General features: G+C 62.3%; 11 protein-coding genes and 1 pseudogene. 8 read left to right on the top strand and 4 right to left on the bottom strand.

The window, feature by feature from the left end; genetic code table 11:
- Nucleotides 1-194 precede the first annotated feature (194 nt).
- A complete protein-coding gene (locus tag P3T25_RS43910) occupies nucleotides 195-1,427 on the bottom strand; it encodes an MFS transporter (protein ID WP_429363625.1) in 1,233 nt (410 codons plus the stop codon).
- A gap of 412 nt (nucleotides 1,428-1,839) precedes the next feature.
- Between P3T25_RS43910 and P3T25_RS43905 the strand changes: the two genes are divergently transcribed.
- Nucleotides 1,840-2,526 carry an orotate phosphoribosyltransferase gene (locus P3T25_RS43905; protein WP_154566346.1) on the top strand — a complete coding sequence of 229 codons (687 nt, stop codon included), beginning with the start codon at nucleotides 1,840-1,842 and terminating at the stop codon, nucleotides 2,524-2,526.
- Nucleotides 2,527-2,626: 100 nt separating this feature from the next.
- Here the strand turns inward: P3T25_RS43905 and P3T25_RS43900 are convergent.
- Nucleotides 2,627-3,314: pseudogene (locus P3T25_RS43900) on the bottom strand (response regulator).
- Between the two features lie 264 nt (nucleotides 3,315-3,578).
- Here P3T25_RS43900 and P3T25_RS43895 point away from each other — a divergent pair.
- From P3T25_RS43895 to P3T25_RS43870, 6 genes are all read left to right on the top strand, one after another.
- Nucleotides 3,579-4,181, top strand: coding sequence for a YbhB/YbcL family Raf kinase inhibitor-like protein (locus P3T25_RS43895; protein WP_154566345.1), 603 nt, complete (start codon nucleotides 3,579-3,581; stop codon nucleotides 4,179-4,181).
- 274 nt (nucleotides 4,182-4,455) lie between these two features.
- Nucleotides 4,456-5,028 carry a flavodoxin family protein gene (locus P3T25_RS43890; RefSeq protein WP_171928499.1) on the top strand — a complete coding sequence of 191 codons (573 nt, stop codon included), beginning with the start codon at nucleotides 4,456-4,458 and terminating at the stop codon, nucleotides 5,026-5,028.
- 289 nt (nucleotides 5,029-5,317) lie between these two features.
- Nucleotides 5,318-6,265 (top strand): N-acetyl-gamma-glutamyl-phosphate reductase, encoded by a 948-nt coding sequence (gene argC, locus P3T25_RS43885; RefSeq protein ID WP_154566343.1) that lies wholly within the window; start codon nucleotides 5,318-5,320, stop codon nucleotides 6,263-6,265.
- A gap of 490 nt (nucleotides 6,266-6,755) precedes the next feature.
- Nucleotides 6,756-8,114, top strand: a complete 1,359-nt coding sequence (locus P3T25_RS43880; RefSeq protein ID WP_171928500.1) for a DUF2957 domain-containing protein — start codon at nucleotides 6,756-6,758, stop codon at nucleotides 8,112-8,114.
- A 101-nt stretch (nucleotides 8,115-8,215) separates the two neighbouring features.
- On the top strand, nucleotides 8,216-9,463 hold the full coding sequence (locus tag P3T25_RS43875; RefSeq protein WP_154566341.1) for a DUF2957 domain-containing protein: 1,248 nt from the start codon (nucleotides 8,216-8,218) through the stop codon (nucleotides 9,461-9,463).
- 173 nt (nucleotides 9,464-9,636) lie between these two features.
- On the top strand, nucleotides 9,637-10,461 hold the full coding sequence (locus tag P3T25_RS43870) for an OmpW/AlkL family protein (RefSeq protein WP_154566340.1): 825 nt from the start codon (nucleotides 9,637-9,639) through the stop codon (nucleotides 10,459-10,461).
- A 280-nt stretch (nucleotides 10,462-10,741) separates the two neighbouring features.
- Here the strand turns inward: P3T25_RS43870 and P3T25_RS43865 are convergent, their stop codons facing one another.
- On the bottom strand, nucleotides 10,742-11,377 hold the full coding sequence (locus P3T25_RS43865) for a LysE family translocator (RefSeq protein ID WP_154566339.1): 636 nt from the start codon (nucleotides 11,375-11,377) through the stop codon (nucleotides 10,742-10,744).
- Between the two features lie 194 nt (nucleotides 11,378-11,571).
- Nucleotides 11,572-12,441: an NAD(P)-dependent oxidoreductase gene (locus tag P3T25_RS43860; RefSeq protein WP_429363619.1), complete on the bottom strand. Its 870-nt coding sequence runs from the start codon at nucleotides 12,439-12,441 to the stop codon at nucleotides 11,572-11,574.
- Nucleotides 12,442-12,535: 94 nt separating this feature from the next.
- On the opposite strand from P3T25_RS43860, the gene P3T25_RS43855 reads away from it, so the two are divergent.
- On the top strand, nucleotides 12,536-13,291 hold the full coding sequence (locus P3T25_RS43855) for a Mut7-C RNAse domain-containing protein (RefSeq protein WP_154566337.1): 756 nt from the start codon (nucleotides 12,536-12,538) through the stop codon (nucleotides 13,289-13,291).
- The last annotated feature ends 20 nt before the right edge of the window (nucleotides 13,292-13,311 follow it).

Below are 13,311 nucleotides of genomic sequence, written 5' to 3'. Positions count from 1 at the left end.
TGCTACGCGGGTCGGTTAGTGTACACCCCGAACGCGTCGATGCACTGAGTGGTTAACATGGCTCGCCATCGGCGAAACACCGGCCAGCAATGCTGCAGCGCCGCATCTGGCGGGCATGGACCGGCCATTGAGCGGGGGACCGCACGTGCCGCATGCCGAGGTCAAGCATGGGTCAGGCGTGAGTCACGCACATGTCATTCGAGCTCGGCGCCGCGTCGTTCGGGGATCAGAAAGAGTGTCGCGAAGATGTCGAGCAGATAGATCGACGCGAGCAAAGCGAGCGCGGCGCCGAACGAATAGCGTGCGGCCAATGCGCCTACGACCACCGGCCCGAAACCGCCGACCGCCCGGCCGACGTTGAACAGCACGTTCTGCGCGGTGGCGCGCGCATCGGTCGGATAAAGCTCGGAGATCAGCGCACCATAGCCTCCGATCATCCCGTTGACGAACACGCCCATCGCCGCGCCGCCGATCAGCAGCGTCATCGGCGTGGTCAGATGGGCGTAGACGAATACCATCACCACCGCGCCGACCTGGTAGAACAGGAACGTCGGCTTGCGGCCGAAACGGTCGGCGGCCATGCCGAACAGCCAGATACCGCACGCCATGCCGAGCACCGTCACGGCGGTCCACACGCCGGACTTGGTCAGCGAATAACCGAACGTCTTCGACAAATAGCTCGGAAGCCAGATCATCAGACCGTAATAGCCGAAGTTCTGTACTGAACACAGAATCGCAACGCCGATGCTGGCGCGCGTAGTACGTCCGTCGGCCACCAGCAATTTGAGCGGCAGCTTGCGCATTCCACGTGCGACGCGCTCGGTAAAAAGCGCCGGCTCCTCGACGCTGCGCCGCACGAAAAACGACACCACGGCAGGCATTAATCCAAGCGCGAACATACCGCGCCAGCCAATCACCGGCAGCAGGAGCGGCGTCAGCAACGCGGCCGCCAGCACCCCGAGTTGCCACCCCAGCCCGACATAGGAGGACACGCGCGCCCGCTGCGACGCTGGCCACGCCTCGGCCACCAGCGTCATGCCGATGCCGAACTCACCGCCGAGGCCAATGCCTGCAATGGTCCGATAGGCCAACAGGTCGGTATAACCCTGCGCCAGCGCACACAGTCCGGTGAAGACGGCGAAGATCAGAATCGTCCACGTCAACATCCGCACGCGGCCGAAATAGTCGCTCAACACGCCGAAAATCAGGCCGCCCGCTACCGCGCCGATCAGCGTCCACGTCACGAGAGAGCCTGCCTGCGCCGAGCTCAGATGCAGATCGGCGGCAATCACCGGCAGCATGAAACCGAGGATCAGCAGATCGAAGCCGTCCATCGCGTAACCAAGTACCGAAGCGACCAGCGCGCGGCCGGCATAGCCGCTCCTGGCGGGTTCACGGGTCTCGGTGGCAGAAGAAGCGACAGTCATTGAAAGCATTCCGTAGGACATGGAGGCAGCAACCCTGCAAGCGCCCAGCAAATTCGCGTGAGTGTAAAGGCGCGCCAGGCCGCTCACAAGCGGGCCAAAAAGCAGGCCAAAAAGCAGACCGAAAAACAGCCCGGAACGCAGCAGCAATAGGGCTCTGGACGAACCGCACAAGCCCTGTTCAGCGCCGCCTTTATGACCGTCATTCGCTGCCGGCACGCACGACGGCCTCCTCGGGAGGGGCCGTTTCGGGTAAAATGTCGGGCTACGCGCGCAGCAAAAACTGGCCTGCACTCCACTGACCAGTTGCGTATTTGCCTATCAAGGCGCCGCCCATCATGGCGCGGTATACCCAGCTTGCTGCGCCACCGGGCCTCGCGCCCGCTTCTCCTCGCTCACACCCAAGGATCCGCCCATGACAGGCTTCGATCGCCAGACGATCTCCGACACGACCGCCAAGATGCTGCTGGAAGTGCAAGCAGTGCACTTCAACGCGGAGAAACCGTACATTTTCACGTCCGGCTGGGCGAGCCCGGTTTATATCGACTGCCGCAAGCTGATCTCGTATCCGCGCGTGCGTCGTGGCCTGATGGAAATGGCCGAAGCCACTATCCTGCGCGACGTCGGCTATGAGCAGATCGACGCGGTCGCCGGTGGCGAAACCGCCGGCATCCCGTTCGCGGCATGGCTGTCCGACCGCCTGATGGTGCCGATGCAATACGTGCGCAAGAAGCCGAAGGGTTTCGGCCGCAACGCGCAGATCGAAGGTTTGCTGACCGAAGGTCAACGCGTCCTGCTGGTCGAAGACTTGACCACGGACAGCCGCAGCAAGATCAACTTCATCAACGCGCTGCGCACTGCCGGCGCAACGGTGAACCACTGCTTCGTGCTGTTCCACTACAACATCTTCAAGGAAAGCGTGTCGGTGCTGAAAGACATCGACGTCGATCTGCACGCGCTTGCCACGTGGTGGGACGTGTTGCGGGTCGCCAAGGCCAACAACTACTTCGATGCCAAGACACTCGACGAAGTGGAAAAATTCCTGCACGCGCCGGCCGAATGGTCCGCGGCACACGGCGGCGCCAACGCGACGCCGCAGTAAGCGCAGCCGCTTGACCCGGATGGAATGAAAAGGCCGCCTGTCGATGGACAGGCGGCCTTTTTTATCGAGCTCGTCCGGCCGGACGAAAGTACGACCGCGCCTAGGGCGCGCTGCCCGTATCGTCGACCGAATGCGCCGACAGATTCAGCAAGCCGTTGCTCTGCGCGTACTGGAACAACTCCGAATCGCGATCGATGCCGAGCTTGCGCATTGCCGTGTTCTTCTGCGTGCTGATCGTCTTGATGCTGCGATTGAGCTGCTCCGCAATCTCCTTGATCGTCATGCCGGACACGAACAGGCGCACCACTTCGAGTTCGCGCCGCGACAGCATCACTTCTTCGTTCTTGCCGCCGGCATTCATGCGCAGCGTATCGAGTGACGCCTTGACCGACGGGCTCATGTATTCCAGGTTGCGACTGACGTGCTGCACCGCGAGCCCAATGTGGCTCAGATCGTCCGATTTGTTGACGACCGACGTCACACCGAGTTCGCTCAACCGTTTGAGCAACGCGGCGTTTTCCAGCATCGTCAGCACGACAATGGGAAGGTCGGGAAAATTGCGGCGCAGATAGCCGATCAACGGCAAACCGTCACCGTATTGGCCGCCTGGCATGGCCAGATCCGTGACGAGCACATCGCACGCCACGGTTTGCAGCACCTTCACCAGTTCGGTTGACTGTCGCGCGCGCGACGACCTGCAGGCCTGGAAACTTGAGCAAAGCTTGTTCGGCGCCGAACAGAATCACCGGATGGTCGTCGGCGACCACGACCCTGACTGGATCTTGCATTGCCCTCCCCTCGACAGATAAACCACTCTCCAAAACTTCTGACATACCTTTCTATTCTTGGTACTTGAACTGATCGGACACGCGCCTGTATTCGCGCGAATAATTCCTCCGACTATAGCCGATTTCGCGTCCGCCAAGCCCGCTGGCGGCAACAATGATCCGTCGCAAAGCGAATGTTAGACTTGATTCGACCCTGGGGCACAAAATAGGGACAATAATCCTCGCGAGGACAACCGCCTCGCGCCCTGACAGGAGAACCGGCACATGCGCTCGCGTTGCCTGGTTGTTTCGCTTGCTTCGCCATTCCGCCGTATGCCGTCCCTCACCTGCGCGATGCTGGGTCTCGCGCTATTCGCGGCGCATTGTCCTGACGCATTCGCCGAGGGTGTGTTCACGCTGACCAGCGCCAGCTTCCGCGCGGGCGGTACCGTGGATACGGCTCAGGTTTTCAATCAGGACGACTGCAAAGGCGGCAATCGCTCGCCGCAATTGACGTGGCACGATGCGCCGGCCGGCACACGCAGCTTCGCGGTCACGATATTCGACCAGGATGCGCCCGGCCGCGGCTGGTGGCACTGGGCCGTGGCGGCCATTCCGGCCACCGTCGACAGCTTGCCGGAAAACGCCAGCTCGTCGGGCTTCCTGAAGAAACTCGGCGCGGTCGAAGCACGCAACGACTTCGATATCGACGGCTACGGTGGCCCCTGCCCGCCACCCGGCAAACCTCATCGCTATACCGTCACCGTTTATGCGCTCAGCACCGCGGACCTGCGCCTCGCTCAAGGACGCCCGGCGCTCATGTTCGATCACGAGATCAGCACCGCCACGCTCGGCAGTGCGCGGATGGTGGTGAGCTACGGGCGGTAGCAGCGCCCGTCGACATCTGACTCGAACTGCATCGGCTGCATGCCGACACGCGACTCACACGGCGCCGGGTGCCGCGCCCGGGCAAGTCGCGCCGTGGGTCGACACATTGATGGGCGCACGGCTTGCATCGTATTGCCGCCGCGGAATTTCTGTCATCCGCGCACGCTAATGTGCAACAGGGCGGCGCAGGCGATGCTTGTCGATGTCGCGTCGCTACATGCGCTTGCACCGTTGCCGTACTTACCTCTGCTTTTTCATCTTGCCGGAGAGTGCTATGTCGAAAATCGTCATCGTTTATCACAGCGGCTACGGCCACACGAAGAAAGTCGCCGAAGCCGTGCTGGCCGGCACGCTCGAAGCCGGCGCGGACGCGAAACTCATGCCGGTCGGCGAGATCGACGACGCGGCCTGGACAGAACTGGCGGCCGCCGACGCCATCATCTTCGGCGCGCCGACCTATATGGGCGGCCCGTCCGCAGACTTCAAGAAATTTGCCGACGCGAGTTCGAAACCGTGGTTCGGCCAGACGTGGAAGGACAAGATCGCGGCCGGCTTCACCAACTCGGCGACCATGAACGGCGACAAGTTTTCGACGATCCAGTACTTCGTCACGCTGGCGATGCAACACAGCATGATCTGGGTGGGCACCGGCATGATGCCGTCGAACACCAAGGCGGCGACCCGCAACGACCTGAACTACGTGGGCGGCTTTACCGGCCTGCTGGCGCAGTCCCCTGCGGATGCGTCGCCGGAAGAAGCGCCGCCCGCCGGCGATCTGGAAACGGCCCGGATGTTCGGCAAGCGCGTTGCCGACGTGACGGCGCGGTGGAACGCGGGGGTTCGATAACGCTGCGTACGAAGGCTCGCGCCGGGAAGGCGCAGCCAAATCGCACGCACTCGAGTTGGGCGTGGCGCTCGCCAGAATGCGTGCTGCGCGCCCCTTGGCAAGCGCCGCTAATTTGCTCGGAACCCACTAGCATCGGCTTGCATCTGTCGCGTAACCGGTCATGCCGATGTCATTTTCGGCGCGCATCGTCGTTTTTTCACCCCGTTTCGCACACCCACTGCCATCACGTCTTAAAATAGCGTTCCGGCGCGGTGTCGCGCCCCGTTTCCAGCAAGCCAGTGAGATCGAGATGAGCACGAAAGTTTTTGTCGACGGACAGGAAGGCACGACCGGCCTGAAGATTTTCGAATACCTGTCGCAACGCGCCGACGTGGAGATCCTGCGTATCGAAGAAGCGAAGCGCAAAGACCTCGAAGAACGCCGTCGTCTCATCAACGCATCGGACGTCACATTCCTGTGCCTGCCGGATGTCGCCTCGCGCGAGTCGGCCTCGCTGGTCGAGAACGACCACACCGTGCTGATCGATGCCAGCACGGCCTTCCGCACATCAGCCGACTGGGCCTACGGCCTGCCCGAACTGGCCCACTCGCAACGCGAGCGTCTGCGCACGGCGAAACGCATCGCCGTGCCAGGCTGCCATGCATCGGCCTTCGTGCTGGCCATGCGTCCGCTCGTCGAAGCAGGCGTCGTAGCGCCGGAGTTCGCCGCGCACGCTTACTCGATCACCGGTTACAGCGGCGGCGGCAAGAAGATGATCGCCGACTACGAAGTCGGCGGTAACGACAAGCTCAAGAGCCCGCGCCCTTACGCACTCGGCCTCACGCACAAGCATCTGCCGGAAATGGCGGCGCATACGGGCCTGAAGTCGGCACCGGTGTTCACGCCGATCGTCGGCGACTTCTACAAGGGTCTCGCGGTCACCACGTTCTTCTCGCCGAACCAACTGGCCAAGAAGGCCACGCCGCAAGACGTACAGGCGCTGTTCGCCGAGTACTACGCGGGTGAGGCATTCGTGAACGTCGCGCCGTTCGACGCGGAAGCAAACCTCGACAGCGGCTTCTTCGACGTACAGGCGAACAACGACACCAACCGTGTCGACCTGTTCGTGTTCGGCAATGAAGAGCGCTTCGTGACGGTCGCGCGCCTCGATAACCTCGGCAAGGGTGCATCGGGCGCGGCAATCCAGTGCATGAACCTCGCGATCGGCGCCGACGAAGAAGCCGGCTTGAAACGCTGAGCAAGTTCGAGATACAGACGGCATCCGCTGTCAATCCGCCCAAAAAAGCCGGTCTTTCCAGACCGGCTTTTCTGTTTTAAAAACCCGCCTTCAGAATTCCTCTTTCGCAGTTAATCAGTAGTAGCCCGCATTACTTTAAAAAGAAAAATCGGACTGCTCATCAACTGACGGTAATTCATTCCTCAAATTGACCCGCACAGCATAGTTTTCCGCATAGGGAAACTCCGGATATTTTCTCGAACGGTCGTTCGAAGATGATAGAGCCATTTTGCTGTAACGCTTACCTGGCAAGGATGTGCGGCGAAGCAACGGCGCCGCCGGCGAAGCAAAAATTCCTTTTTTGTTTAAAAGGGCCCCCGGGCCCCGCGTAGTGAGCGTCCGGCAAAAAATGCACTGTTTGAATCGGTCTTTTTAGACGGCTCATTCAATTGACAGGCATTAACTGCGCAGCGAAATTAGTTCGCACAATTACATGAAGGGAGACAGCAGCATGTCGCACGGCATTACTCGAGGCCTGGCGATGGCCATCGCCACGGCCCCATTCCTCATCGCTTGTGGCGGCGGCAAGGCCGACAATCCCGGCACGATCAGCGCACCGCAATGCTCGGGCTCGAGCTGCGGCGTGCAAGGTCCGCCGACTTCGAACGCCGGTACTACTGCGTTGTGTCCGGCCACTGCCGACATCGTTAAAACGACGTATCTCGGTGGCGCTGGTAGTGGCGAAGTCGTGCAGGTGAACATCGACGCGACTGCGATGACGTACACGCTGAAGTGGCTTGAGTCGCCGATTCCGTTGACGAGTGCAAGCGTCGAAGTCACGCGAGCCGGTACGCAAATCACGGGCGCCGTGATCCACCCGCCGACCGGCGCGCTGCCGACCGCGGAACAGACGCGTTGCGCATTCATTCTTGGCAAAGGCACCGGCACCGCCTCCGATGGCACCACTTACACGACGCCCGACTTCGTGAACAATCCGAATCCGCCGACGATCCTCGTGGGCCAAGGCGTAGCCGGCGGCGGCATTCCGGGCGCAACGGTGCAATACGCCGGCGCACTGGGCTTAGGCATCGGCGCCGTGAACAAGCGTCATTTCGACTTTTACCCGTTCCTCGGCTTCGCCAGCACCACAACCGATATCACGAAGCTGCCAGGCACTTACAACGGCCTGCTTTATCACCTCTCGCCGACCGCGAATTACGAAACCGTTGCCACCAGCTCGGTGGAGACGTTCGATGCGAGCGGTAACTGTACATCGTCGAGTTCAAGTGGCTGTCTGACGACTGGCGCCGCGCTCACACTCAACAGCAACGGCTATTTCGACAGCGCGACTCCGCCGCAAATCGTCAATGGTGGCAATCCAGCGCCGCTGCGTACCGACAAATCCGGCACAGCTCACATGATCATCGGTCAGGTCAATGGCGCAACAGTGCCGCTGGTGGTTCGCACCGGGCACGTCAAAATCGCCAGCCTGTCGGTCGATGACGAATCAGGCATTGCAATGCTCGCCGCAGCCACACCGCTTGCATCCGGCGGCTTCGACGGCGGTTATGTCGGCGCGGATTCGAACTTCAAGTCGACCGCGACTTTGATCCAGGGAGGCGTGGGCACCTTCATCAATCCGTCGACTTCCGCGGCGGAAGACGGCTTCGGCCTGGGCTACGGTCTGCCGAGCCCAGGACTGGTCGGCGTCCAGCAAGCAAACGGCCAGACCGGTTTGGCGATCGCCTCGGGCGGACTGTACGCGATCGAAATTCAAGGGACCGTCAACGGCGGCATCACGTCGACGTCGGCCAATTCGGATACGCCGAACGCCCCCTACTTCGGCATCGGCGCTCGGATCAGCAAATAAGGAACGAAGGACCGGGTATTCGCAGCACGAGACATAAATAGAGCAAAAAGGTGGCAGGACTGGGAGCCGGCCACACACAACGAGAAAATTCTGGAGGCGGTATGAAATGGAGAATCCTTTCGGTGCTCGCTCTTGCAGCACCGTTACTGGGGGCATGCAGTGGTGGTGGCGGCAACGGCGATGGACCGGTAACGGAAGTTCGCCTGTGTCCTGCGTCGCTCGACTACGGCACGGTGTTCACGGGCGGCGGCGGTGACGGTGAACTGGTCAAGCTGCAGATGGACACGACCAAGATGACCTGGCAGATCAACTACATCGAGTCGCCGATCCCGGCGACCAACGGCACCGTCGCGCCGACTCGCGCCGGCCAGAGCGCAAGCGGCACGCTGACGCAGGAAACCCAACTGCCGACCAACAAGCTCAATCAGTGTGCCTTCCGCCTGAACGGCGCGAGCCTCGACCCGAATCGTCCGGCGCGGATTTTTGTGGGCGAAGGCGTGGCCGGTGGCACGATCCCGGGGGCGGAAATTTCGTTCGCCGGGATTCTCGGCGTGGGCGCGGTACCCGACACCAAGTTCCCGTACTACCCGTTCATCGGCTTCTCGTCGATTGAAACGAACCTCGCGAACGTGGCCGGCACCTATAACCAGCTCGGCTATCACCAGGTTCCGTCGCAGAACTTCGCGCCGGTCGCGGTCGATACGAAGATCACGATCAACGCGGACGGCACATGGACCGAGTGCGACAACTCCGGTGTCAACGCGGGCTCCTGCCAACAGCCGGGTACGAACTTCGTGCAGTCGTCGGACGGCAGCGGCGCATTCGAAACCGACAAGTTCCTGGGCCAGGCCAAACCGACGCTCGCCACGACGCCCAAGGCGCGCGGCTACATGATCGTCGGCAAGCTGCGCAATCAGGTGGTGCCGATCCTGGTGCGAACCGGCGCGGCGAACTCGTCGGTGACAACGCCGGTGAATGGCGAACTCGGCCCGTACGCGGACGATGAATCGGGCATCTCGATTCTGGCGCTGCAAAGCTCGATCGCGGTGAACTCACAAAACGGCGAGTACATCGGCGTGGATAGCCAGTTCGACTATCGCACCACCGCGCTCGAAGGCGTGCAGGCCACGCTGCTCGATCCGTTCAACCCATCGCAGGCATCGCTTGCGACGGCGCTGAATCTGAGCTTCACGCAGACCGTGCCGGGTGTCGTGACGACAACGCAAGTGGGCGCCTCGACGGGCACCACGCCGACCGGAAAGATGATCTTCACGGGTGGCGTGTTCGGCTACCTCGATCTGACCAACGCGGCCTCGCCGTACTTCACGATCGGCGCCTTCGTCCAGTAATGGACGCAGCACGCGCCGCCGACACGCAACGAGGCGTTCGCGTCCCGGCTGCTGCGCACAGCAATAGCGCAGCAGCCGGCGTCCACCCAGTATCCAGCGCACCGGCTGGGCCGCGAGGCCGCCGTCGCTCGCCGCGCGAGACGAACGCAACGCGCGCCCCAGGGAGGAACAACATGAAAAAAATCTATTTCGCGCTACTGGCCGCTTGCCTGTCGGTCAGTGCGCACGCACAACACGCCGGCGACAACGTCGCCGTGCTCGGCTGGTTCCACGTCATGCCGCAGGATTCGAGCACCCCGCTGACCACCACCGTCGCCCCGACGCCAATCAATACACCGCTGCGTCTGCCGAGTTCGTTCACGTCTTCCGGCACGGGGTTGTCGACCAGTACGGCCAATACCGTCGGCCTCGTATTCAGCCACTACCTCACCGATCACATCGCCGTGTCGACAGTGGCGGGTGTACCGCCGGTTTTCAAGCTCTACGGGCACGGCACCGTCAAGCCGCCGGGACCGGCAGGCGCACTCGGTCAGCAAAACCTGGGCGATCCGCAGGCCAATCCGATCGTGAAGAGCGTGCGTCAATGGAGTCCGGCACTGCTGTTCCAGTATTACTTCAATGCGCCGACGGCACATTTCAGGCCGTTCGTGGGTATCGGCGTGTCGTATAACTGGTTCTCCGACGTTCAGCTAAGCCAGAACTTCGTGACCGCGACGCAGAACAATCTCGGCTCAGTGCTGGCCGCCGGCGCGGGCAAGCCCGGACAGACGCAGGTGTCGGCGAAGGCGTCGTCGTCCTGGCAGCCGGTGTTCAATGCGGGTCTCTCGTACAACATCACTGATCATTGGGGCCTTGTAGCTTCGGTCACGTACATTCCGCTGAAGACCACCTCGTCGGTCATCATCAAGGCGGCGGACGGCACGGAATTGGGTGTCTCGAAGGCGGAGCTGAAAGCCGATCCGATCATTTCGTTCCTAGCCGTGTCCTACAAGTTCTGAGTTCGACGCAGATACGACAAAGCCGGCGGCCCCGCGGAGGGTCAGCCGGCGTTGTCTTTTCTGGGGGACGCTGGAAATTAGGGCAAAAAAAAGCCCGCCTAAGCCGGCGGGCTGAATCCATATCAGAGGAGACATGGAGGAGACAAGACGAACTATAGCAAATCATTTGGTGCGTCGCAACATACAAATTAGGGTTGACCCTCGGCGTTGTATAGGCACAACAACTCTCGCAACGTTTTGCGAGCGGCGTTGACTGCGCACGCGCGAGTCAGCCGTTCGCCTAGTGGCGCACCAGCGCCATCATCGCGCCGAAGCCGACGAACACTCCACCCGTCAGACGATTGAACATCCTGGCAACGCTGCGGCTCTTCAACCTGGCCCCAATTCGCGTGCCGAAACCGGCGTACACGAGGTACCAGCTCACCTCGATGACCGCGAAAGTAGCGACGAGCACGCCGAACTGCGGCAGCTTGGGCTGCGCGGCATCAATGAATTGCGGCAGCAGCGCGGCAGCGAACAGGATGGCTTTCGGGTTGCTGCCCGCCACGAGGAAGCCATTGCGAAACAGAGCGAAGCGCGAACGCGCGGGTTTGACGGAGAGTTCGTCGACCGCGCCCGCAGCACCTTCGTCAGCCGGCGCCCGCCACGCCTTGATGCCCAGATAGACGAGGTACGCCGCACCGATCATCCGCAGTGCGTTGAACATCGTCGGCCAAGCCGCGAGAAAGACGCCGAGGCCGGCCGCCGACACCGCCAGCATCAACACAAGCGCCGAAAGACAGCCGGCCATGGTCGCGCTGGAACGGCGCAGGCCGTGCTGGGCGCCGTGCGTCATCACCAGCAGCATGTTCGGACCGGGAATCGCGGAAACGACGAAAACAGTGGCGACGAACAGCCACCAGGTATGCAGGCTCATTGGGAATCGAAGTGAATAGGGATCGGACGGCCATTATGCCCGCCTAGGCGAATCCGCAGCGACACTCCCATCGCGCGAATCTCGGCGCGCAAGCGCTGCAACCTTACGGCGAAGCACGCCAGCCCAGCAGCCGAGTCCGGGCTCCGCTACGAAAGCCGGGGCGCGCCGTAAAGCGCGGCGCCCCAAGCTCCCGCTCAGCGCCCTGCCCGCCGCGCCGCCACCTGGCCCAGCACCGCGAAGTCCTTCTCGCCGTCGCCATGCGCTACCGCTTCGATCAGACTGTCACGCACGACACTCGCAATCGGCAGCGGTGTGTTGACCGCGTCCGCGGCCGCCAGCGCAAGGCGGAGGTCCTTCAATCCGAGGCGCGCCTTGAACAGAGCCGGCTCGTAGCGCTGCTCCGCGATCAACTTGCCGTAGCCCGAATAGACCGGTCCCGGGAACAGGCCGCTCGTGATGACGTCGAGGAAATCCTGCATTGCGAGGCCGTGGCCGGTCACGAGCGTGGCCGCCTCGCCGAGCGTCTCGACCGCCGCGCCCAACATGAAGTTAGCCGCGAGTTTCATCACGTTCGCCTGTTGCGGCAGCGAACCGATGCGCCAGGTTTTCTGGCCGATGGCGTCGAAAATCGGCTGCACGCGGTCGATCGACTCGGCCGGGCCGCCCGCTACGATCGTCAGCTTGCCCGCCGCCGCGACGTCGGGCCGCCCCATCACCGGTGCGGCGACGTAATGGACGCCGCGCGAGGCGTGCGCCGTCGCCAGTTCCTCGGCCAGCGCCACCGAGATCGTCGCCATGTTCACGTGGATCAGGCCGCGCGGGGCGTGTTCCAGCAGCGATGCGGTGATGACTTCGCGCAGTGCGGTATCGTCGGCGAGCATCGAGAACACGGCGTCGCCCGCAAACGCTTCGGCGGGCGTCGCGACGATCCGCGCACCTGCGTCGGCGAGCGGCTGCGCGCGTTCCGGCGAGCGGTTCCACACGCGCACCTGATGCCCGGCTTTCAAAATGTTTGCAACCATCGCGGCGCCCATCTCGCCGAGACCGATAAAACCGATGTCCATCTGTCGCTCCGTCTTCAAAAGAACTGGAAGTAAAGCACACCCATGCGACACGTGCAGGACAGCGCGCAATTAAACACGGTGCGATACTGATGCGATGGTCACCGCGACATTCCGCTTCTATGAGGAGCTGAACGATTTTCTCGCCCGGCCCCTGCGCCGGCGCGCGTTCAGTTGCGCCTGCGCGCGCGGCGCGACCGCGAAACATATGATCGAAGTGCTCGGCGTGCCGCATACCGAGGTCGAACTGATTCTGGTGAACGGCGAGTCGGTCGGTTTCAATCATCCGCTCTCCGACGGCGATCGCATCGCCGTTTATCCGAAGTTTGAAGCGCTCGACATCCAGCCACTATTGCGCGTGCGCGAACATCCGCTGCGCGTGGTGCGCTTCATTGCCGATGCGCATCTGGGCGGTCTCGCACCGCTGCTACGGCTTGCCGGCTTCGACACGCTGTACGACAACCACTATCCCGACGCAGATATCGAAGCGCTCGCCGCAGCACAACAGCGCATCGTACTGACACGCGATCGGGAGCTATTAAAACGCCGCGCCATCACGCATGGCTGCTACGTACGCACACTGCGGCCGCGTGAGCAATTGCGCGAAGTGTTTGAACGGCTCGATCTGGCCGGCAGCGCGCAGCCGTTCCGTTTGTGTCTGATGTGCAATGCGCCGCTGCGGCGTATCGCCAAAGATGAAGTCGGCGATCGGGCGCCCGATGGCGTGCTGGAACGGCATAACCAGTTCGTCACCTGCGACGTGTGCCGCCGAGTGTTCTGGGAAGGCACGCACTGGCAACGCATGCGTGCGCTGATGGACAGCGTGGCCGGCGCGCCGGAACCGCCGATTTGAACGCCGCTCGACGTCTCAGA

Origin of the sequence: Paraburkholderia sp. GAS32, assembly GCF_050434225.1 — a bacterium.
Taxonomy (GTDB): Bacteria; Pseudomonadota; Gammaproteobacteria; order Burkholderiales; family Burkholderiaceae; genus Paraburkholderia; species Paraburkholderia madseniana.
Note: the sequence above shows the minus strand (reverse complement) of the source record. Positions and strands in the feature narration are given on the sequence as shown.